The sequence below is a fragment of the Ktedonobacter sp. SOSP1-85 genome, assembly GCF_016587415.1.
Lineage (GTDB): Bacteria > Chloroflexota > Ktedonobacteria > Ktedonobacterales > Ktedonobacteraceae > Ktedonobacter.
Genome location: NZ_BNJI01000001.1, coordinates 1873824 through 1896501, shown reverse-complemented (window position 1 = coordinate 1896501; position 22678 = coordinate 1873824). Strand labels below are relative to the sequence as shown.

The following is a 22678-nucleotide window of genomic DNA, read 5'->3' as shown; positions in this document are numbered from 1 at the left end:
AGCAGACAGCGAGAGGGCGAGGCAAATGCTGCCTCGCCCTCTCGCTGTCTGCTCCTCTAGAGCGCATGGTCATTCGGCTGTCGCTCGATGCCTTCCTGCTCAACCAACCGCTGAATCGTTCCCCGCGAGGTACCCAGAGCGCTGGCGACCTTGCGGATGGACATGTCGGGCTGCTGCAAAAAGCGTGATCGCCTCTTCTCGCTGTGCGGGCGACAGGCTCGGGTGCGCAGGGGGTGGGAGATGCCTGGTGGTGATGTCCCGTTTGGGCGGCCAGTACTCGGTGCGTAACCAGAGCCCTTCCTCCCTTGGCTCCCATTTCCCCGTCTGCTGGAGCCCTAACGCGAGGACAGGGAAGACGCTGGGTCGCGGGACGAGCCCTACGATGACTTGCCGCTCCAGGTCGTAGATCAGCAGGGGCAGAGCTTGCTCTGCCCCCCCGAGCACAGCGATCTCCCCTGAGTGCCTGAGTGTCGGCCTGCGGGCACGCCAACGATGAATCGTGGGCTTCCAGTCCATGCTTACATGGACCCTACAATATGCATGCGACTTTTTTCTTCTCTGGACTTTGTGAGTACGCCAATTAGTAGCGGCTCCAGCCTACAAGGCGCAGATCGGTGCCATCGGAGATATCCGCAAAGTAGGTTGGGTCCCCTGTATCGAGGGAGCCATAGTACATCTTACGATTAGCGCTATGAGGATCGGCCTCCTGGAGCGCAAAGAGTTGCCCATCTTGCGATACGTTCGACCAGGCATACTGAGAAAAGGGGCAGAGTGACTGACCACCAGTTGTATCCCTGGAGAGGCGCGTGAGATTCGTACCATCAGTATTCATCCGCCAAAGGCCATTCTGGCTGGTATCTCCGCTGCCGTTCTCGACCATGAGTAGCAGCGTTGTGGGAGTGATGGCGCGTAGCATGGTAACGGCTTGATCCAGATGTGTGATGACCTGGGAGGTACCGCCCGTTGAGGGCTGAACGGTGATTGTCGTTGGTCCAACGGGAGTGTGCCCATCGCTGGTGCCGCAGTTGGCAACGTAGAGTTTTGTGCTATCGTAGCTTACATCAAAGCTACCGCAATTCCAGTTCTGACTAAGCAGCTTTTGCAGGTTGCTATCGTGCTGATTGGGGCCCCGTGTAATATCCAGGGTATAGAGATCGTTGTGAGTAGCACCCGAGTCTGGGATGAAAGAAGACAAAAGGACGCGATTATTATCTAACCAGGTCATAGGTCTATAGGCCAGAGCCATTTGTGATTGGAGGATCATCTGGAACGTGCCTGTGCCCATAGTATACAGGTAGAGCAGTGGCTTGCCTCCACTACCAGGGTACTGATTGAAGACTAGCTTCTGCCCGTCGTAGGAGAGCTGCATCTCAGCTAGCTGATTGCCACTAGGGGCACAGTACAGCGTTTGTTGTTCCTGTCCATCCACTCGTAGGAGACGGAGTTGGCTTATCCCATTTTTGTTCAAGATATAGACAACCCATTGCCCATTCTGCGTGACCTGTCCCTCATTGATATGGACGTTTGGTTCACCCAGGATGGGAGTCGCTTTAACTGTATTGTCGGCGTCGCGACGTTTTAGCGTTCCCTGCGTTGGTGCGCTGTCTGGTCCTTCATTCACAATGTAGATAAGCTGGCGATGGCTACCTTGCGTAACAGGATGGAGTGTTGCGGGACGGGCTACACTCCCTGTCGGACAGTCAGTGGTAATGGCAGCCGCGGCTGGCTGGAGTAGCGTTTTTGAAGGTGTTTGGGTTGACCTAGCGCTTGCGGGTGTATTTATTGCGACCTCTGGTTTGGCGGGAGATGCTGCATGATTATTGAGGTAGCCAGTATTGTAGAGGAGGGCAAAGACACTGGCAGTCAATGCTATACCAATTAAGGTGTAGGTAAACGCGGTGACGCGATTCGTTGTTCGCGTCGTGGGAGGAGGAGTTGAATATGTTGATGGAGGATATGAAGCGAGGATGGTTGGGGCGAAGGTTGTCTGCTTCTGTGTAGGGACGACTCCCTGTGGCATAGGGGGAGACTGGTCTGTTGGGGCAGTATAGTAATTCGTGTCTGTAGGTTTAGCGCCCATGGGTTCAGGGGAGGTGGGCGTGGTGGCGATTTGCCTCTGGAAAGGACTAGCTGGTAGCCTGGAGTCATTGACTATGGCAGAAGGCATATCAGTGAGGGCTGGGGCAGCAGAATCTGGTTTTACTGCCTCATTGAGAGCGGTGCGAAATGCAGCGGCCGACTGGAAGCGGTATGTAGGATCTTTTGCCAGAGCTTGGAGCACGACACGCTCAAGTATTGGCGTGATAGTAGGGTTGAAGGCACTCAAAGGACGTGGTTGCTCGCTGAGATGCTTTACCAGGAGTGCCATAGAGTCGTCAGCATGAAAGGGGCGCTGCCCGGTGAGTATTTCATAGAGCACTATACCGAGCGAGTAGATATCGCTCGTTTTATCGGGCCGGCTCTGAATCTGTTCCGGTGCCATATAATCGGGTGTGCCCTTAATGGCAAAGCTATCTGTGCGTGTGACATCCTGCGTTAGGGGTTTATTGTTTGTGTGCTCTACAATCTTGACGAGGCCGAAATCGGAGAGCATAAGCGTCTCTTCATTTTTGAAGAGGATATTGCCAGGTTTAATATCGCGGTGGATCAGACCTTGCTGATGAGCATATTCTAGTGCGTTAAGAATTTGATGGATAAACAGGAGTGCTTGCTCAAGAGGAAGCGGCCCTTGGTGTTTTTGCAGATAGTCTCGAAGAGAGCCTCCAGGCATATAGGGCATAACCAGGTAGGCGTAAGTACCTTGCTCGCCATACTCATACACTGGGAGGATATGGGGGTGGTCCAGGCGCGCCAGAACGCGTGCCTCTCGCGTAAAATGAGCAAGGAATTCTGTTGTATTAGATGTCTGAGGGTTGGGTGCAAAGACTTTTACAGCAACCTGGCGATGGAGATGAATGTCTTCAGCTAGATAAACGGTCGCGGTACCACCTCGACCCAATTCGCTTAACAGGCGATAGTGACCTAATATTGTTCCTATCATGCTATTACTTTCAATTAATACATAAAATTTAATTATGTCAATTCGCGCTTAGTATAGCAGGTGGGTATTTAGCATAAAAGAAAGAGACGCAGTTGTGCACCTTGCTATAGCTATTTATTATGCGCAGATAACAAACAAAGGTATTGTCAACTCGGTACAGAACTGAGCAGTGTGCTAACATGGCTTCATGAAAAAGAATGTCTCAACTTCTCCGCGCAAAGGGTTATCTGAATTCTGACAGAACCATCACTCGTTGCTTCTTGGGAACATTCTTGAGCTTGTGTTTACGCGTTCGTCTCTCTTCTCTCGGAGAGTTTCTGGAGATCCTGGTCCGACCAGATGGACCATCTGGGTTTTGCGTCGAAGGTGCGTTGCAGTTCATACTTGTTCTCAAGCACACTTTCACTGACGAAGACATTCCGCCGTCGAAATGGTTCGGGTGCTGCTCAGAGCAACCAGCCTCGCTGCGATACTTGAGGAGAAAAGAACCAGGGAGTTTCAAGCACATACTCCTTCTGGTAAAGCCACTTAGGACAAGAAAAAGATGTTCTCAAGCAAAGCTCCTTAACGGTAGCCGCGCAAAAGGCGACCCAGGGCTTTCCTTCCGACGTAGTAACTGGTGGCAATGGTTCGCTTATCAACTCCAGGCGATGATCTGTGGCATAGCGCCACCAGTCATGGCGAAAGCAACCGAGAGCAAACCAGGGATCTTCACCCTGGCCAATCTGCATCGCAACATCAGCAATAGTATGAATGGGAGAGGGAAGCGAAGCTGCTATAGTTGTTGGTTGCCCTTTCCTTGCATACCTTTTCTACTTCTATTATAGAACAAATAAGGCTCCTCTGCTAGTGGCCTTTTTTCTCATCTTGTTCTTGTCGCCTTCACTACACGCCTGACCGTCTCATATGATACCCCATAATCATCTGCAACCTTGCGCAGCGGCTCTTGGTTCTCTACTACACGACGTACCACATTCGGCCATTCGGAAACGGGAATTTTCCACTGTGGTGTGTTTGGGCCTGGGCGGCGTTGCGATAAAGGAATGCCTACTGGAGCATCAAGGGCCTGTTCAAGTAGAGTGCCAGATTGAGCATAATCAGAACTGGACTTTGGCATGTAGACAAGAATATCACCGCGACCGGGAAACAACTTGTCAATGGGGATCAAGGCCAGGTGCGACCGGTGGTTCGTCGCCCGTCGGTTTCGTTGCGACCAGTGAATTGTCACAAGCAGTTCACTGATTTTTTTGTATTCAAAACTCCAAGCTGTGGGCTCCCCCTTGGAAACAGTGTCTATCTTTACAAAGCATGGGGAGCAATTTCAAATTGCCCAGAACGATCAAGAATAACCGTCATTGGAGCATGTCTAGCAGCAGAGCGGCCGTCCATGAGAATTGGTGTGTGCCATGCCCCTCCCCATTGAGAGGGTTGTAGTACTCATAAAAGCCATGCTGCTGAACGAGATCAAGGACTGATTGGCGAACACGTTGCGAGTATTCAAGAAACCCGTAACGACGTAGTCCATGGTAGAGCAGCCAGTCCAGATTTATCCAGACAGGACCACGCCAGTAACGGTTGGGTGAGAAATCGGGTGCCTATCGGTCGTAGCTTGGTAGCGCGTAACAGGCTTCATCCAGGCCGCAGAAGGAGCGCGAGTTGAGGTAGCTATACATGCGTTGAGCCCGATTTGTGTCAGGAATTCCGGCGAAAAGCGGCAGCAAGCCAGCAGCACTCTGAACGTGAATCTGTTTGTTCTCTACGAGATCAAAATCAACATAGATTCCGTGCTCCTCGTCCCAGGGCTTGCTATTTATCGCCTGGGATGTCTGTTCAGCCCACTTCTCGAAAGATGTCGGGTCTTTCCCCACGATGCGCGAGATCTCCGCAAGGTCGCAGTCAGCCTGGCAGAGCAACGCATTGAACAGCACGTCTTGCACGAGGAAGGGGCAGTCAAGACGAATCTTTGCTTCATCGTGATCCCTGGATGAGAAGAATCTGACCAGGTAGACATAGCGATCATAATCATTGTCACTGGGCCTATCCGCTGCTAGACTGCTCCCCGTTTCCCAAAACTCAAATGATGAAAAATATTTGATCGTCGCGTCAGGATCAAATATGATATGCGGTAACAAGCCATTGGCCCATTGTCCCTGGAAGAGAGCGTAGTTCCTGCTCTGCTCGTGCTTGATCATAGTGGACGGTTCCAATGGAGACGAAAGCCGAATCCCATGATCACTGGTGACCCTAGAGAAGCGCTCCGGGCTTAGTAAAGGTCCCTGTCCAGTTCTTCCGCAATACCTCAATTGCCTGTTGAACAAGAGGTTCATGTATAGACTTCATTGTCCTACTGCTACCTTTCTCATACTCAAAGGTGAGCGAACCCACCCTTAAGCGGTCAGTTGTTCCTGCTTCATCGTCAGTTGCCAGCGCACGGGAACCTTTGGATCAGCCCTCCCGTTTCGGTCTCACATTGACTCCACAGGCGCTTTTACGTCATCGGTCGTAGCCACTACCCAGGACGGCCAGCTTTAGGTGTGAAGCTGGCGAAGCATGTCGGTGGCGAACCACGCAAGATTCAACGCGGCATTCAGGTCGCGGTCCAGGATGAGTTTACAAACCAGGCATTGATAGGTACGATGTTTGAGTGGCATGCGCTTTTTGACATGCCCACAACACGAACACCGTTTGGTGGAAGGAAACCAGCGCGAGGCAATGAACACGTCTCCTCCTGCGGTGGCGACCTTGGTCTTGAGGAACTGCAAGAGTTGTCCCATCGCCGCATCAGCCACCGCTCTCGCCAGTTTGCGATTGGCCATCATCCCCAACAGATGGAGGTCTTCGATGCCGATCACTCCAGCGGTCCGTGCCAGTTCGCTAGTAAACTTGTGCTGGACATCCCGGCGAATATTGGCGATCTTCTGGTGCTCGCGGGCCACCTTCACCCGTTGTTTCTCATAATTTTTGCCGAAAACGGTTCGGCCCGTCTCCGGGTCTTTCGTTTTCTGCTTCCGTGCAAGGGTTCGTTGCAGCTTGCCGAGCTTTCCCAGATGGTGTTCGAGCGGCTTTTGGTTCTCAAGTCGCCGCCCATCGGAAACCACAGCAGCCTGCTTGATGCCCACATCTACCCCCACGACAGCCGTGGGAGTGGGAGGGCTCTGTTTCTTGATCTCGACCTGAATACTCACATACCAATGACCTGCTTCACAGGAGACCGTTGCCCCCAGCATTTTGACCGACCCACAGATGACCTGCTTGCGCTGGTTGCGCTTCTTCGTCGGCTGTGGCGCTTTTCCCTCCTCCACAAAGCGCAGCTTTTCGGCGAGATTGACGGTCCCAAGTTTGCGAAGCAGTTTCCCTCGCCCTTTCTCGATCTTGCGCTGATCCAGAAGGAAGCGGCCAAGTCCTGGGATTGACATCCAATGGCTGCCGACGGTGAATTTGTCATTGGAAAGGTAAAAGGATTCGTGCGCTTTCCCTTTTTTCTTGTACCTGGGATACTCGGCTCGGCCTGCGAAGAAGTTGTCGTAGGCTTTCTTCAGGTCATCAAAAGCTCCTTCCACCACACATTTCGTCACGTCGTAGGTCCACGGATACTCCTGCTCCCGGATCTTGTTGAACTGCTTTTTCAGGGACATCGCGTTGGGGGACGTGAGCGTGCGCTCGGCCTCGGGGACCGTTTCCTGTTCCACTTTGTACGCTTGATACTGTTTCTCCCACTGTTCTCTCCCCCAGTTGTAAATGAATCTTCTCGTACCACAGGCACGTTTGAGATACTCCACCTGTTCAGGCGTCGGGTTGATCCGTATTTTGTGCGCGGTTTTCATCCTTGAGCGCTTTCTCTAAGGCTTTGCGGTACTCCCTGAGACCATACAATCGTGAACGAAAACAGTGGACAATACTCATCAAGTCCTGCACTCACTCTTGTTCGGGGGAAAGTGTCTCCATGTTCATCACAACCAATTCCGTGTGATGAGTCTCGTACAGATGCTTGATCAGGGCAAAGCCAAAGCGAGCCAGCCAATCCTGATGGGCAATGAGCAGGCGCGAAACCTGCCCTTCGATAATGGCATCGACGAGCCGAAGAAACCGCTTGCGCTCAAAATTGAGGCCGCCCCCGATTTCCATGATCCACTCATCCACCGCCAGTGACTTGGAGGCTGCGTAGCTTTCTAAGGCGGCCCGTTGGTTCTGTAAATCCGGTCATTGAGCGGGGCTTGACACCCGGCAATAGGCCACCGTTCGGCGTATGGGTGGCCGATGAGGGAGATTGAGCGTCGTAGCCAGATCAGCCTCATCATAGTAGCGACGCCCGGAAATGGTTCGTTTCGCTTTGAGGCGGCCTTCCCGATCCCAGCGCTGCAAGGTTTTTACACTTACACCTATTTGCTTGGCAAACTGTGCAACTGAGTATATATAATAGTTTTAGCTCGCTTTTGCACACTTTGTCAATATCTGATATTCATCTCCCCCTTCGCTGTCAAGGATTGTGTATCGCCTCCTGACGAAAAACTGATTCCTAGTTTAATCGCATGGACCGGATTGTGATAAATGTCGAGAAAGGCCGTGGCGGCATCCGCGAATGGAACGATAGGATCGATAATGCCTTCAGAAGTCAGGCGCTTCTTCAGAAACATGTCTACGAGAGTGCGTGTGATGCGTTGCCTATCCCAATGAGGATACTCTCTGGATGGGTTGTTCCAGACAGGCATACTGCTGATCAATTCAAGCCGATTGTGGTGCCACTCTGCTCCGAGTTCGAGCACAGCATCTCTTCCCTTGTAGTAGCCTAACGTGACAACACGAGCGCAGTTGCGAACCGCCCGCATCGCGCCATGTAACGCGTTGTAATTACCACTGGCTTCGATGGCGATATCCGCTCCCTGCCCATCAAACAGTTCTCGCGTGATCAGGCCAATATCCTCAAGAGTTGGATCGACAACGGTGGTGGCTCCAAATCCCCTGGCGAGCGCGCGTCGTTTCTCAATCGGATCAACCGCGACGATGTGGGCGCAACCACTGAGTTGAAGCATCTGGACAATGAAGAGACCAATAGCTCCCAGGCCAAAGACAACGACGTTATTGCCTAAACGCGCCCCGGAATCGCGTACCGCCGCGAAGGCGAACAATGCCGGGTCCAGGCACATAGCGTCCCATGCTCTCATGGGAGCGCACAATAGCTCCACTTCTTCCTCTGTCTTTGTGACCAGCTCACAGGCTGGCCCATAACAATAGATGGTATCTCCTGAGCGCACCTTACTCACACCCTGACCGATCTCGATCACCGTCCCGACAACCATGTTGCCCACAAAGTGCTGGGCGAAGATATCTGGCTGCTCCCCCTCCTCTTTCTTGACGAAGAGTCGTCGTTGTGTATCAAAGCGCCTGTCCTGAAACGGGGATTCTCCGCTAAAGAGGTGGAATTCCGTTCCATGCTTGACGGAGGCAAATGTGGTACGAATGCGTACCTCGTGTGGTTGCAGGGGAGCTTCCTGCTCTTCATGAATACGAACACTTTGAGGCTTATCGACGTAGAGACCGCGATACATGTGTAGACCTTTCTAGAACAACAAGAGCACCTTACTTCAAACCACCAGCAGCGAGTCCTTCGATGAAACGACGCTGCAAGAACAGGAACAGTACGATAACCGGGAGCATGACAATGACGCCAGCCGCGTCGGTGAGTCCCCAGTAGCGGTGAAAGGACTGCTGAAACGAAAGGAAACTCGTCGACACGGGTAGGAGCGAGTTGTCTTGGATGAACGTAATAGCGTAAATGAACTCGTTCCAGGCAGCGAAGCCAGCCACGAGGCCAACAGTGAGGAAGCCAGGCAGCGAGAGTGGCATCACAACATGGAGTGCGACCTGCAATTCGTTCGCTCCATCAATACGCGCGGCCTCGCTAAAGTCACGCGGAATACTGATAAGGAAGGAGCGCAACAGCATAATCGCCAGGGGGCTATTGATTGCCCAGTAGATGATAATTAACCCCAGTAAGTTGTCCGTCAGATTGAGGGAACTCCAGAGAAAGTAGAGCGGAACCAGAAAGAGTTGAAAGGGGATGGCAAAGCAGATCACCAGATACAGAAGAACGGCATTTCCTCCCGGCAGATCCATATGAGCCAGGGCATACGCCGCCAGCCCAGCAATAATCCATATACCGATGATGGTCCCGGTGGTAATGATGACGCTATTGAGCAATGTAACGCCGAGATTTCCCTGATTCCAGGCATTGACATAGTTACTTAGCAACGGCTGGAGCGGAAGGCCGATGGGATTGCTCCCTAGCTCGCTATCAGATTTCAAGGAGTTAAAGAGCAAGACGAGCACTGGCCCCAGCGAGAATACCGCGAGCACAATCGCGAGCAGATAATAGATGGTGCCTGCCGAATAGCCCCACACACGTTGCTGCCATTTTTTTGCGTGCGATTTCAAATCTCTACCCCCTTCCGCCGTATGAAAACGAAGATGGACGCGACGATTGCCGCTAAAACGCTCACACATAATCCCATCGCCGCTGCATAACCAGCCTCATTGAGCGCGAACGCGTTTTTGTACAGGAGGATGGTCATTACCTGAGTAGCTCCCGCCGGGCCGCCCTGTGTAATGATAAAGGGATACTCAAAGACGAGCAGTGACCAGACCGTTACCAGCAAGAGGGAGAGTCCTAGCACTGGGCGAATGCCGGGTAGCGTGATATGGTAGAACTGACGCCAGCGGTTTGCGCCATCCACCCTCGCCGAGTTATAGAGTTCGGGATCAATCGCCTGCATTGCCGACAGGTAGATCACGACAAGGAAGCCCCAGAAATGCCAGTTATCGACAAAGGCCACCGAGGCCAGGGCGAGCTTCTTATCCCCAAAAAAGTAGACATTATCCAGCAGGTGAATGCCAAAACGATCAAGCACAAACGCTAGCCCCTGTTGTGGGTCCAGAAGTTGCTGCCAGATAGCGGCATTCACGACGCTGGCGATGACGTATGGGATGAAGTACACCGCTCGGAAGAACATCTGGAAGCGCTTGATTTGCGAGAGCAGAAAGGCTCCCACAAGTCCCATTGCGATAGGGACGGTCAGAAACATGACGACCCATAGCAGGTTATAGGTCAGCGCCTGGTGAAAATCAACGTCGTGTAACAGATGCTCGAAGTTCGCTAGTCCCACGAAGTGAGCGACACCTATGCCCGACCAATCGGTAAAGGCGTAGTAGAACGTAGAGAGCGATGGCCCAAGGACAACGACAAAATTGACGAGAAAGAATGGAAGCATAAAAGCCCACGCGAGCAGCTTCCGCTTTCTACCGCGTGTGCTACGCCGGGCGCGGTCGCGGCTGACGCGCTCGGAAGAGAGCGCGCCAGTGATCGATCGCGAGGCTTGACGATGAGCCTGCTTTGACAACATTAGATCCGTCCCTTTGGAATTGGTGGCACCACTCCTTGCGCCCGCTCTTTCTGGAAAGTGTCGTTCATCTGCGCGCAGAACTGCGCTGGCGTCAGATCGCCCGTGAGCACTTTATCCAGACTCTCATAGGCAACGACTTCTGACTTAGAGGGCCAGAAGGTCCAGGTTGTGTATCCGAAATTCCCTTGAGACGCGGCCTGATTGAGTGCCAGGTAATGGTTCTTCACTCGTGGATCAATGTTCGAGGAAAAATCCGTTGCCTTGAGCGGTATGGGTGGTGGTGGATAATTGATGTCAGCTGTTTCTTGCACGGCGCGTTGTGGCGTGCTGTAGAGCCAGTCCAGGTACGTAGCCGCCGCGTCCGCCGTCTTGCTGCTGGCCTTAATGGAGAGGGTGTACCCAATCCCCAGCGCGTACAGATTGGATGGTACTCCTTCGCGCAAGGGAGGAATGGGGAACCAGTCATACTCCATATCGGAGTTTCCTTTCCCAAAATAGGACGACCAATTCGAGAAGGCCCAGCTTCCTTCTACGTCCATAGCCGCCTTCCCTTTGCCAAAGGCAGAGTCTAGCGCATCAAACTTATTGGTAAAATACTGTTGGATGCCACCACCGAACCACCCTTTTTGGAAATACTGGCGTAGAAGGGTAATAGCATCTACAAAGACCGGGTCAGTCCAGGGGATCTCACCTGTAAGCGCCTGGTAGACGGCTTGTGGTCCTGCATAGTGGTTGAAGAACATGGTCGTATACCACTCTGAACTGGGTCGACTGTCAGCGTTTCCGGCAATAAAAGGCATAATCCCCTGCCCCTGAGCTTCCTGGGCTAAGGCTTCTAGTTCGCTTCTGTTGGTTGGGACCTTCCAGCCCTTCTGACTAAAAAGCGTTTTGTTGTAGTAGATGATGAGTGTCTGATAGGAGCCAGGAAGCGAGTAAAGCTTGTTATGGATGCGTCCGGCGTCGAGCGCCCATGGAGATATTTTGTCCTTCCAATGGTATTTGTCTGCGTACGAACTAAGGTCGAGCAGCAAGTTCGCATTGATATATTGCAGGGCATACGCGGGTCCGGGGGTAGGCACGATATCGGGACCTTTGCCAGAAGAAAGAGCGATCTGAATGAGGCGATCAACATCAGCAGTTGGCTTAAAGCTGATATTGATGTTGATATTAGGATTGGCTTTATTGAAGGCATCGATATCATGCGCTTTCATATAGTTGCGCTGTTTCCCATCATCCAGCCCATACCAGTACTCGACATTTGCGCCGCTCGATTGGCCACCACAAGCGGCCAGTAGTGCTCCGGCAATGCTTGCGCCCAGGGCCGCGTTGCCGCTATCTATCAAAAAACGCCGCCGCGAGATAGGTAAATGCATGGCGCTCACTCCTTTGCTTGCGCTAAAAACCAACAGTTATGACTCGCTGATGTGTATACATCATGGTGGTTATATACATCACTTGCCATTTCCTTCTGATAAATAACAGTTTTGCCACAATAGCTTATAAAGTAACTATCTAGGTGCCTTTTCAGTACCTCTAGCGCTTCACGGGAGAAGTTCTGAGCGGCTCTCTTGCTCAGAAGGTGCAGCATGCGATGTATACATCTTGCTATATGTCATCGATGACATAGGAAGCATAACTTACTCTTCACTTATTTGTCAAGGTAATTGAAGGGAGAAATTCCAAGGAAACGGCAGGCTTCTTGACAAAAAGGGAGGGGATAAGTATGCTTTAAGTGTCATCGATATCATACAGATAATGAAGAACAGGTTTCCTTTTCTACTATGGAAAAAAGAAATGTAACGCTAAAAGACGTTGCCAGGAAGGCTGGAGTCTCTACCGCCACTGTAGCTCGTGTCCTGCACGACCAGGGGTATATCGCGGAAGAGACCCGCAAACAGGTTGAGGCGGCCATTCGGGAAACGGGCTATCGTATCAACGTTGTAGCTCAGGGATTACGGAAACAGCAAACGCTCACCATCGGCCATATCCTCCATAGCATTATGCCTAATCCGTTCTACGCGGGCGTCGCGCTTGGCGTTGAGCAGGAGGCAATGAAGCATGGCTGGAGTGTCCTGATGATTAATGTGCAAGGAGATGCACGTCGTGAACGGCTAGGGGTAGAGACGCTCATTCAGCGTCGCGTGGACGCGATTCTTTTCACCTCGGCGGTCGATGAGACCAACGTGCGCCTCGCGCTAGATGCGGGTCTCCAGGTTGTGCAAGTGCAACAACCTACCGCTATCCCCACTCATCAAGTAACGGTAGATAACTATGTTGGTTCAGCGGCGGCAGTAGAGCATCTTATCTCACTTGGACATCGACGCATTGCCTATATTGGCGCTGGCCCAACCTATGTACACCAGGACCCCGCTTTCGTTGAGTGCCTGAAATCGGTTGAGGGAGAACGGTTTTCAGGCTACCGGGATACATTACAAAAGTATCAAATCTCGGTGGACGAGCAATTGATCGCTTTTGGCCGCTACTATACTCTGGAGCATGATGACAACTCGGGTGATGGGTACACCTATACCAGGCAATTTCTGCAACTTGACAGGAGACCTACAGCGATCTTTGCTACCTGCGATATCCTGGCAACTGGAGCCTTACAGGCCATATATGAGCGCTCTCTGAGAGTTCCCGACGATATTTCAATTATCGGCTTTGACAACACATATGCACCCTATCTTACGCCGCCGCTTACCACTGTTGAACTGCCAATGACGGATATTGGAAAAGCGGCAGTGCGTATTGTGCTCGAACAGGGGCAACAAGATACTTCAACCTCTTGGGTTCAGCACCAGGTTCGACTCTCAACGCGCCTGGTTGTCCGTTCCTCCACCGGAGTCGCGCCGTCAGAACACGCGCCCACTACCCAAATTGCGCCAACAACAAATATGATGAAGGAGTAGACAAGACTATGGCTACGATACAGCAATCTTTCTCGTGGGGCGGCTTCGCCCAGCATGTAGAAGCGAACAAGTTGATTCACGCTGCGGCGGAGATTGGCCTGAGAGGTGTAGAGTTAGTTCCGCAAGAATACTGGCAGCGTATCAAGGATCATGGACTCTCCATCGTCTCTGTGGATGGTCATCGTTCTATTCAGGAAGGCCTAAATAGGCGCGAGCATCACGCACGTATTGAGCAGGAGATATATGCGAAACTTGCCCTGGCGGAGCAATGGGGGATTCGCAATCTGATCGTCTTTAGCGGCAATCGCGCGGGCCTGGATGACGAGACTGGCGCGCAGATCACTGCCGAGGGGCTACGACGAGTGGCGAAAGCCGCTGAGGATGCCGGAGTCATGCTCGTTATGGAATTACTCAACAGCAAGGTGAATCACCGGGATTACCAGTGCGATCATGTTGCCTGGGGCGTTGAGGTGTGTCGGTTGGTCGACTCACCAGCGGTGCGCCTGCTGTACGATATCTATCATATGCAGATCATGGAAGGCGATATTATCCGTACTATTCGCGAGAACCACGCCTACTTCGCGCACTATCATACCGCAGGCAATCCGGGTCGCCACGAGATCGATGAGAGCCAGGAGCTTTATTATCCCCCTATCATCCATGCCATTCAGGAAACCGGGTATATGGGTTATATTGGTCATGAGTTTAGCCCCCTCGGTGATCCGCTCGCCTCATTAAAATATGCGTTCGACCTGTGCCAGATTTAGAGCGTAGTTACTGACCTCAGCATGGAAACTTGCGGTGCTGTTGCCTCTCATACCATCCCGGTGATTGTGGTCTCACCACACTTCACAAGCCACCATTGCCTAGCGTGAGTACGCACGCTCAAGCTTTTCTTGAGCGTGCGTACTCACATTTGTACTGCTTGTGGTATAGAGTGAGATTGGGACCACAATGGGGGGTGTTTGGGTAAAAAAGTAAACCTGAACTTCCCCTGATTTTGTGGAGTAGGAAAGCCTTTGAGGTATACTACGACAGAAAGAAGGGAAACAAAGCCGTAGAAAGTACAAAAGGCCTATCCCATCGAATTTAAGCAGAAGCCGTAAGACTAGCGCAAACGAGCGGAAAATCGATTGCCCAAATGGCCCGTGACTAAGGAATGCGAAGAGGGGAAGTGGGCAAGGCTAGCGAGAACTTCTCAGACATCTGGGCGCGAGGTATGAAACGCTTGTATGTACCCATTCAAGGAGGTGTCAAGTGTCAATCAATCCTGATACTCGATTGCAGAACCTGCCACCCGAAATTCAAACCTACTCCCTGCAAATGGTTCAGTTACTTTATAACTATTTGCAAGGGAATTTATTAGGGGTCTACATAGTCGGTTCCGCAGCATTAGGAGGGTTTATTGCTGGTAGAAGCGATATCGATATACAAGGGGTATGTGCACGACAACTCAGCCAGGACGAAAAGGAACAGATTACTTCCTTACTTGCCCATCCTTCCTTACCATGTCCAACGCGAGGATGTGAATTTGTTCTCTACAGTAGAGAGAAAGTAACTACCCCCTCTCCAACTGCCGGATTTGAAGTGAATCTCAACTCTGGTCCTCAAATGCGCTTTCATGTCACCTATGATCCAAAGGATGAATCATTTCACTGGTTTCTCCTCGATCGATCGATTGCACGAGAACATGGTATCAGCATTTTTGGCCCAGATGCCCACGAACTCTTTGGGGTCATTCCGAGAGCATGGCTACTCAATGCTCTTCTTACTTCATTGCGTTGGCATACAGACCATGATGAGGCCGGCTATTCCAGTATCCTCAATGCATGTCGAGGGTGGCGATTTGCTGAAGAGAATCACTGGTCATCAAAAGTAGATGCGATTGAGTGGGCCAAAACACGTGCTGCTGATGGTGAGCTGCTTACGCAAGCCCTCGCTTTACGTGCCGGAACATGTGACAAAACATTAGATCAAAAGAAGGTAAAACAGTTTCTCAACAGAATCAGAGAGAGAATAGAGCAAGTACAACAGGTTGACACTCTCCCGCATACATGATGGGGGATGCTTCTTTCATCCAGGTGGCTTGCAGCATCCCAGTCGGCTTGCCCACATTTATAGAGAACGCGGCGAGAAAGCCCCGGTCATTGATACCGGGAATGAATCGTCGTCTCTGCTATTGATCTGAGCATAAAAACCTAAAGAGAGTAGCCGGCATGAGCAAAACAGTGACGCAGAGCCTGCTTGCGATGCCTGAGCCTTGCACGGGCGAGCAGCAGTTCATGCTCAAGCTCAGACAGATCCTTGCAACAGCGATTCTTGAGTTCACGACGTTTAAGCAGATTCCAGACTCCTTCCTGGGGATTGAACTCGGGTGCATAGGCAGGCAAACGTTCCAGGTGAATGCGTGCAGCAGCGCCTTGCGCCAGGAAATCTTTGACGGCCTGGCAGCGATGGATGGTGGAACCGTCCCAGATGACGAGCAACTTGCCTGGGATCTCGCGCAAAAGCAGTCGCAGAAACCCCACCACATCTGGTCCCTTGTAAGAGCGTTCTTGGGTCTGCATAAAGAGACGCCCCTCGGGAGTCAGCGCACCAATAGCCGAGATGTGGTCATACGTCAGCGGCACGCGCAGGACCGGCGTTTGGCCCACAGGAGCATACGTGCGTACCGCCATCGGCAAGAGATAAAAGCCCGCCTCGTCTACAAAAACGATCTGCCGCTTTTCTTGCTCTGCTTTTTTTTGAGGGCAGGCCAGCGCTCTTCTTTCCATGCCTTGATGGCCTCTTCATTCCTTTGGGTGGCCAGTTCAATCGGTTTTTGCACACTCTGCTTGGCTGCGCGAAGGAGGCGGCTACAATGGGCTGGATGATACCTGACACCAAATTGCTGCTTGATCAGCACTGCCACCCGAGCCGTGGTCCAGGCCTCACCGCGAAATCCATAGTGCTCGGATCCTTTGGCCAGCAGGTCAGGCAACTGGGCGCGTTGTTCCTCAGTCAGTTTAGGTTGGGGACCTGGTGGTGGCTGGTGGCGCAGCCCATCAGGACCATCTTGCTTCGCTCGACTCATCCATTGACTCACCGCACCTTCAGTGACTCCCAAGGCCTCGGCGATGTCTTTCTGTTTCCAGCCTTGCTGATACAGTTGCCAGGCACGCAGTCGTCGACCTTCGCGCCAATCTTTGGGAAGGGGTTCTTTCTTGCTCATACCTCCGTTCATCGGCTCGCATCGTGCTTCACTTTAGATCCTCATGCTCAGGTCAATAGATGAGGGGGGAAAGAGAGCGGGTGGCAGACATCTAGAACTTGTGTTCCTCGAATGAGGCTGGTCGCCTGCATAAGCGCAAATGTAGAAAACGCAAAAAAACGATAAAAAAGAAGAGAATATATTGTAGGGCAACAAAGGCCCAGCTCTATGCTGGGCCTTTGTTGCCCATCGTGACGGGTAAGAAGAATCTTATGAAGAGGTTGGTTGGTTTTGAGAAGAGTCCTGTTCTGGAAGCACAGCTTCGACGGAGAGAAATTCTTCGTAGTAGTAGCTCTCGACTGATGGATGCTTGCATGGTAGGGTGATGTCAATGTCCGTATCTGGTGGTGCAGGGAAAGGGTTTCCTCATGAAGAGAGACGGCTTCCTTGGAAACATGGCTCCCTTTGCTCTGTCAGTGTCGTTACCAAGAAGGGCTTCCTTACTGTTTGCAAGCAGCACGAACGACACGCCTGATCGTCTCATACGAAACCCTATACTCCTCCGCTACCTTTCGCAGCGACTCCTGGTTTTCGAGAACGCGGCGTACCACATTTGGCCATTCCGAAACGGGTATTTTCCACTGTGATGTGTCTGGACCTGGGCGGCGTTGCGAGAAGGAAACCACTTCCGGATTATCAAGTGCCTGGTCAAATGGATCATCAGATTGGATATATTCAGCACTTGACTTTGGCGTATAGACAAGAATATCACCGCGACCGGGAAATAACTTGTCAATGGGAATCAATGCTAGGTGCGACCGGTGGTTCGTCGCCCGTCGGTTCCGTTGCGACCAGTGAGTTGCTTGTAGCAATTCACTGGTTTCTTTGTGTTCAAAAACTCCTTTACGCATACGGAAAATGGACAGGAATGCCGGGCGCGGTTTGAGTGCAGCAATCATTTTCAATTGGGTATCATAGGAGAACCCTCTAGCTCCAAGAGAATCGTGACCATCTCATACCGCTCTTCAGGTGTCGCGACACCCCACAAGGGGTTCTGTCAGAGCTGAGAACGCAAGAGCGAATAAAGCGCGCAAGCCTGCTCTTCTCTCCTCCATCACCAGAGCTAACGCCTTCGATATGTCCAATCGCTGGCGGAATACCTCGCGTTGTTGAGCCAGGGAAACCTTTTGCTTCATGATGGTCCGAACGCGAAAGAACTGACGAACCTCATCAAATGCACGACAGAAGCGTGCCGCAGCTTCAACGGTTCCAAAACCATGCATCGGATAGTATCGCTGTTTGATGCCACGGTGATCTTGCTCCAATCGGTTATTGAGATACTTGTTTGTCCGATGCTGGACATGACTCCCTATCGTCTCGCGTCTAGCTCGTGGATAAGAACGATGCCCATCGGTCGTGACTTGCTCAGGAGCCTGACCAACCACAGCAACTGCCTGCTTGAAAAATCGCTGGGCTGCCTCCATATTCCGCTTCTCGCTCAACACTCAACAGAGAATCAACGAGATTGCCATCTTGGTCGATAGCCCGATAGAGGTAGCACCACTTCCCATGCACTGCGCAGAGAGGTTTCATCAACATACCAGGATCTCCCTGCTTGGCCACAGCGCTTGGTTCGCAATTGCTCTGCTATCAAGGAGCAAACCGAGCTTCCCAGTCCCGAACGGCCTCGTGAGGAAAGACAAAGCCACGCTCCAAAAACATCTCGGCACTATCGCGTAGGCTCAACCTAGAGCGAAGTCGCCACAGAACCACAAGGAAAACGATGTCAGTAGGAGCCTCAAGAGAATTGAAAGGAGTGCCCGTTCGCTCATTGAAGCACTAAGTTTGCACATTTCAAAACAAGCCGCTTAAGCGGTCAAGAGATCAGCAATTTGCTCGCTTGTGGTGCCTTGAAGCGCGTGATCAGCGATCCATGCCACAAGCAAGCGGTGATGAATTTGCTGGAGATTCCGTTTGGCTTCCCCCAGCGTTACATGCCGTTGCCATTGGGTCTGCAACCAGCCGCGATGCTCCTCCAAAAAGGAGAAGGCGATCCAGCACAAACTCCAATAGCGCTGCAGCCCCTGGGCACTCATCAGTTGATAGTGATCAATACCCAGCAGTTCTTTGACGTCTTCAAAGAAGACCTCGATGTCCCAGCGACGAGAGATATGGGTGAGCAGCTGCTCCACATCGGCCTGCAGATCGCTTGAAGCCCAGAAGCGAGCCCGGCTCACTGGATCATCGAGGTGCTGACGAATGATGATCAGTTGACAGCGATACAAGCTTTTCACCGAACTGCTCAGCACATGCACCCACACCCGATGCTCGGGGTTGCGTGGCCAGGCACAGGGCACAAAGGCCGCATCTGGTAGGCTTTCGGCATAGGCGCAAAGCCGTTGCCAACGCCAGCCTTGTGGCGAGGCCGCATCCGGGATGCGCACCGAGCGATTGCTGCGCAAGGCCGTGGTGATCAAAAAGCCACGATCTCGTGCCGCTTTCCAGATGGCTTTGGCGCTGTACCAACTGTCGAGCAACACGTGGGTGAGCGTGTCCTGCGGCGGCTCAAACTGCTTGATGATCTCAATCATGAGAGCAATCTTGCTCTGGAAAGGGACCCCTTCTTGCTCACAGGTCGCCTGCTGACGGTAGAGTCGGGGCTCAAGCGGAAAATGCTGTCCAAGCAAGACATAGAGGCCTTGCACCAGGGAATGGCCCTTGACCCGTTGGTTCTGCTTGCTGTCGTGATGCCGCCCCAGGCCTTGCATCTTCACGCCTTTCGGTTTGCCAATCGTCGAGTCGTCGCCAATTAAGTAGCCTCTCACGAAGAGCTTGCGAGGGCGACCTCGTCCAACAGGTTGCAATGTGCGCTGGCGTGAGAGATCCTCGTGTACCGAGGGCTGCATCTGAGCCACAAAGCGAGACCAGGCCAGGGCATGTATGAGTCTTTGGCTCCACGGAGCTTGGGCAAGGAAACGGCTCAGACTTGCCAGACTTTTGCTCCCAGCCACCGCCCGTTTGAAGTGCAAGAGCGTGAACCCTTGGGAACCGACGATCAACGCAAGCAGCACGGTAACGAAGTGCTGAAATTGTGGGCGCGAAAACAAGGTCTGCCAGTGGTCTAGATACTGGCGAAAACGCGCGTCCAGACATACAATAGGGTGTGGCATGGCTGACTCCTGACAAAAGACGTTTTTGCTTGTTTCTTTTGTATCATGAGTCCTCCATGCTTTCAATTTTTTACCCATTTGGGAAAGTGCAAACTTAGTGATTGAAGGTTCGTTGGCACGTTGAGCAAAAGAATGTCAGGTAACCAAGTTCAGTTTTCTTGGCGCGCTTGCGGGTCGTAGATGCCGCGCACTAAGGACAATTCATGAGCTTTGTCTTCCCTTTCCGTTCTCTTCTATCTGGGGGAAGAAGAGCAAAAGTCTGACTTCATGCCAAGATGTGGTTTCAATTCTGACAGAATCGAAGAACCCGTCGCGCCGTGAAGGGAAACAACAAGGAGGGGGGCATGACCTCGCGCGTTCCTGACCGTAATCACGGTCACCCCGCAACGGAGCCGCATTACGGACGCGGACTGGGCCGCTATCGCTGACTCGTTGCAAATCAACGCGGCCTTTGCGTCGTTTCCGCTCGATGCGCGACTACTCTCAAGACCTCCCGACGAATCGCATCGCTAAACGGGCGGATGACGAACCAGTACGCCGTGAAGGCCCGCATTGTATCTGGGTCCATCGCGTGAATGCGGGTCTCGGTACTTAGCAGATTGCCCTTGGGGGTGGATTCCAGGCGGAACTCCATCCCTACCTTTAGCCATCCAGTCCCGGTCCAATCTCGCAAACCCGCCGCGTCCAGGACGGGCGGCGTCGATCCTCCCAGCAGGCGCCAGGCCTGACTGAGGCCTGCCGAGATCACAACATGGGGAGGCTCGGAGAACAGAACGGGAATGGGCGTGACATCGAGAAAGGTGAGCCCTGCCAAGCTTGGATGCTTTTGGCCGGAGAGTTTCGCAGGCAGGAGACGCAGGCTCTCGAGCACGAGCCCAAGAGGGAGCGCGGACATCGGCACCGTGTTCAGCTCGTCCCATACATCGGCGAGCGGGGCAGCGATGACACGGGAGTGACACATGCGAAATTGCGGGTTAGGTATAACGTTATCGAGATTCAACGCCAACTCACTCCTGAACTAGCCTTTCGATGAGCCCCATTGGAAGTCTGGACGACCCTGGGATCCTTGGAGACTCTGAAGTTTGGTCTTCGTCGCTCTTTGTTATTGCATTATAGCAGATCCGTGTAGTGCCTCCCCCAATCCACCTGTGGCCCACTTCCAGTGGCAGGTGCGCTGTGCAGGCCAGCGCCAAGGGGCCGTTGCACCGCGCCTTCGCTCCCAGGCGTGGCTAGTTGGCTGAGCAACTCGTGCAGCCACGTCTCATCGAGCAGCACCTTCTGGTGGGCAGCACACCAGAAGGTGCTGCTCGCCTCTTCCTCCTGTCCGGCCTTCCTACAACTGGCTTGTAGCCTCATCTGCTTTCAACATGGTGATCGTTTTCGTTCTCTCCAGGTTTTCGAATAAGCTTTAAGGGAGAAACGTATGCATTATGCTGACACAGCTTAGGTGAAAAAGTGCATCGTCCCTTCGTTTATGACCTGAAAAATATCTTGGGTCATCTGTCTTTTCGACTTCGTGTGCGCTTCCTGACTCCATTTGACAGCTGCTCCAAAAATTCCCCAACTCACGATCTGGGCGACTGTTTCAGCCGGTACCTGGTGACACGAGCGAGAGGGTATCGCGTCCTGGAGCACCCTCAGATCCAACACGTGCTGGCCCACCCACCAACCGCGAGGGTGACTAGAGTGAACAGCGATGAGGAGGTCGAGTTGTTTGATGGCGGCTGGTTGCAATTGGATGAGGGGGTATCTCAAACCCGCATCAGGCAAGAGGGCTTCGGTGGGCAAGTGTATCGGCGAGTGGGTGTATGAGATCTTCATCACGACGTTGCCAATCGATGGCTTCCTGGTCGAGGATGTATTGGACCTCTATCATGGGCGAGTCGCCTTTGAAGCGGTATTGGCTGACGAAGATATTGAAGAAGATCCCGATCGCTGGTGTTCCTACACCGAGTGTGGGCAAGAACTCTGGCAAATCGCGTGCCAATGGGTGTGGAACCTGCGGTTAGTGCTTGGGCAAGAGATGCAAGCAGGCATGGTACGCGAGATCGAGTGGGCTCCTGCGAAAGAGGCCCCTCCTCATTTAGTGGCTGTGGAAAACTCAGTGGAAGAGTATGGCCCATGGCAGTGGGCGAGAGCCTTCGGAGGTACAACGGGACGCTTCGGGGCTGGGGCCTTTACCCCGCAAGAAAACGGGATGCTCCGTTGTCCGGCAGGAGCAAGCCTCTGGCTAAGCGAAGTGCGTCAAGAAAATGCCTTTACGCAACGGGCCGTCTACGTCGCTTCCCAGGCGGATTGTCCGCACTGTGATCTGCGGGGACAGTGTCTGGGACGGGGAGCGAAAGGTAATCGTGCTCGTCGGGTGAGTGCAATACGCCGTCTCTTACCCAGTTCTTCGTCTGTGGAGTGCAATCCTCATCTTCTCGGAGCCATCCGGTGGGTGGATGTCGCCGGTCGAGCACTTCGTCGCACGTGGATGGCTCATTGGCGCAGGCAATATGTCGAGGTGCATCCTCTTGCGGAAATGCCCGGGCCTCTTTCTCCTCCTCCTCGCCCACCGCGTGTGGTGCGTTCGCATTACCGCTGGAGTTGGTGCGACCGGCTCGCACGCAATGCCTGGTGGGGACCACCCCAACTGCGCATCACCCTTGCCGGCGTTCCCGCATTCCTTGTCAGCAACTAACCAAGGAGGAACCAGCAAACACGACAGCTTTTTCTACGATGTATTCTCTTCCCTCTGAGCTGATCATGAGGGCCGAGAGGCCTTGCCTGATTTCAGTATCCTCCAGCAACCTTCCTCTCTCCCTTTATTACTCGCTTGCTTCTAGCTCGTTGCGTATCCCGTGGGCTCTTCCACAATTTCGGGGCAGGATCAACAAGAATGGACAAAATAACCTACTCTCAAGCTCAAAAAGGCCGAGAACAGAGCTTCAAAGCCAGGCCAAAAAGCCGCAATGGGAGGTTCAAATCCT

The 22678-nt window shown here is 52.7% G+C and carries 18 protein-coding genes and 3 pseudogenes; 5 read left to right on the top strand and 16 right to left on the bottom strand.

Annotated features, from left to right (window positions below; translation table 11 throughout):
- Window positions 1-99: 99 nt before the first annotated feature.
- From KTE_RS08105 to KTE_RS08055, 9 genes and pseudogenes are all read right to left on the bottom strand, one after another.
- Entirely contained in the window at window positions 100-516 is a 417-nt protein-coding gene (locus KTE_RS08105) for a hypothetical protein (RefSeq protein WP_201387280.1), read from the bottom strand.
- Between the two features lie 64 nt (window positions 517-580).
- Window positions 581-3040 (bottom strand): serine/threonine-protein kinase, encoded by a 2460-nt coding sequence (locus KTE_RS08100; RefSeq protein WP_201380098.1) that lies wholly within the window; start codon window positions 3038-3040, stop codon window positions 581-583.
- Between the two features lie 1352 nt (window positions 3041-4392).
- A pseudogene (locus tag KTE_RS08090) lies at window positions 4393-5232 on the bottom strand (trehalase family glycosidase).
- Between the two features lie 336 nt (window positions 5233-5568).
- The gene (locus KTE_RS08085) at window positions 5569-6864 is read right to left on the bottom strand and encodes an RNA-guided endonuclease TnpB family protein (RefSeq protein WP_201380094.1); all 1296 of its coding nucleotides are present in this window, start codon (window positions 6862-6864) and stop codon (window positions 5569-5571) included.
- Window positions 6824-7453: pseudogene (locus KTE_RS47430) on the bottom strand (IS607 family transposase). The gene KTE_RS08085 and the pseudogene KTE_RS47430 overlap by 41 nt, the downstream one beginning before the upstream one ends.
- Before the next feature lie 32 nt (window positions 7454-7485).
- Window positions 7486-8586: a zinc-binding alcohol dehydrogenase gene (locus KTE_RS08070; protein ID WP_201380092.1), complete on the bottom strand. Its 1101-nt coding sequence runs from the start codon at window positions 8584-8586 to the stop codon at window positions 7486-7488.
- A 31-nt stretch (window positions 8587-8617) separates the two neighbouring features.
- Window positions 8618-9472 (bottom strand): carbohydrate ABC transporter permease, encoded by an 855-nt coding sequence (locus KTE_RS08065; protein ID WP_201380091.1) that lies wholly within the window; start codon window positions 9470-9472, stop codon window positions 8618-8620.
- A complete protein-coding gene (locus KTE_RS08060) occupies window positions 9469-10437 on the bottom strand; it encodes a carbohydrate ABC transporter permease (RefSeq protein WP_201380090.1) in 969 nt (322 codons plus the stop codon). The genes KTE_RS08065 and KTE_RS08060 overlap by 4 nt, the downstream gene beginning before the upstream one ends.
- Window positions 10437-11810, bottom strand: coding sequence for an ABC transporter substrate-binding protein (locus KTE_RS08055; protein WP_201380089.1), 1374 nt, complete (start codon window positions 11808-11810; stop codon window positions 10437-10439). Before KTE_RS08055 ends, KTE_RS08060 begins: the two co-directional genes overlap by 1 nt.
- A gap of 408 nt (window positions 11811-12218) precedes the next feature.
- Between KTE_RS08055 and KTE_RS08050 the strand changes: the two genes are divergently transcribed.
- The 3 genes from KTE_RS08050 to KTE_RS08040 all read left to right on the top strand — a co-directional run bounded on the left by KTE_RS08050 (window position 12219) and on the right by KTE_RS08040 (window position 15404).
- Window positions 12219-13346, top strand: coding sequence for a LacI family DNA-binding transcriptional regulator (locus KTE_RS08050; RefSeq protein ID WP_201380088.1), 1128 nt, complete (start codon window positions 12219-12221; stop codon window positions 13344-13346).
- Window positions 13347-13354: 8 nt separating this feature from the next.
- Entirely contained in the window at window positions 13355-14113 is a 759-nt protein-coding gene (locus KTE_RS08045; RefSeq protein WP_201380087.1) for a hydroxypyruvate isomerase family protein, read from the top strand.
- Window positions 14114-14603: 490 nt separating this feature from the next.
- Window positions 14604-15404: an aminoglycoside adenylyltransferase domain-containing protein gene (locus KTE_RS08040; protein ID WP_236600324.1), complete on the top strand. Its 801-nt coding sequence runs from the start codon at window positions 14604-14606 to the stop codon at window positions 15402-15404.
- 140 nt (window positions 15405-15544) lie between these two features.
- Here the strand turns inward: KTE_RS08040 and KTE_RS48825 are convergent, their stop codons facing one another.
- The 7 genes and pseudogenes from KTE_RS48825 to KTE_RS08010 form a co-directional block, all read right to left on the bottom strand.
- Window positions 15545-16120, bottom strand: coding sequence for an IS630 family transposase (locus KTE_RS48825; RefSeq protein WP_236600298.1), 576 nt, complete (start codon window positions 16118-16120; stop codon window positions 15545-15547).
- Complete coding sequence (locus KTE_RS48820) at window positions 16051-16557, bottom strand: IS630 family transposase (protein WP_236600299.1); 507 nt, start codon at window positions 16555-16557, stop codon at window positions 16051-16053. The genes KTE_RS48825 and KTE_RS48820 overlap by 70 nt, the downstream gene beginning before the upstream one ends.
- A 479-nt stretch (window positions 16558-17036) precedes the next feature.
- Window positions 17037-17408 carry a hypothetical protein gene (locus KTE_RS08030; protein WP_201380085.1) on the bottom strand — a complete coding sequence of 124 codons (372 nt, stop codon included), beginning with the start codon at window positions 17406-17408 and terminating at the stop codon, window positions 17037-17039.
- A gap of 153 nt (window positions 17409-17561) precedes the next feature.
- Window positions 17562-18372 (bottom strand): annotated as a pseudogene (locus KTE_RS08025) (IS6 family transposase); the annotation flags it as partial.
- A gap of 32 nt (window positions 18373-18404) precedes the next feature.
- Window positions 18405-19706 (bottom strand): transposase, encoded by a 1302-nt coding sequence (locus KTE_RS08020; protein ID WP_201380083.1) that lies wholly within the window; start codon window positions 19704-19706, stop codon window positions 18405-18407.
- A gap of 439 nt (window positions 19707-20145) precedes the next feature.
- Window positions 20146-20706 (bottom strand): hypothetical protein, encoded by a 561-nt coding sequence (locus KTE_RS08015; RefSeq protein WP_201380081.1) that lies wholly within the window; start codon window positions 20704-20706, stop codon window positions 20146-20148.
- A 110-nt stretch (window positions 20707-20816) separates the two neighbouring features.
- Window positions 20817-21062, bottom strand: coding sequence for a hypothetical protein (locus tag KTE_RS08010; protein WP_201380079.1), 246 nt, complete (start codon window positions 21060-21062; stop codon window positions 20817-20819).
- 243 nt (window positions 21063-21305) lie between these two features.
- Between KTE_RS08010 and KTE_RS08005 the strand changes: the two genes are divergently transcribed.
- Window positions 21306-21518, top strand: a complete 213-nt coding sequence (locus KTE_RS08005; protein WP_201380078.1) for a hypothetical protein — start codon at window positions 21306-21308, stop codon at window positions 21516-21518.
- On the top strand, window positions 21487-22389 hold the full coding sequence (locus KTE_RS08000) for a hypothetical protein (RefSeq protein ID WP_201380077.1): 903 nt from the start codon (window positions 21487-21489) through the stop codon (window positions 22387-22389). Before KTE_RS08005 ends, KTE_RS08000 begins: the two co-directional genes overlap by 32 nt.
- Window positions 22390-22678: the final 289 nt, after the last annotated feature.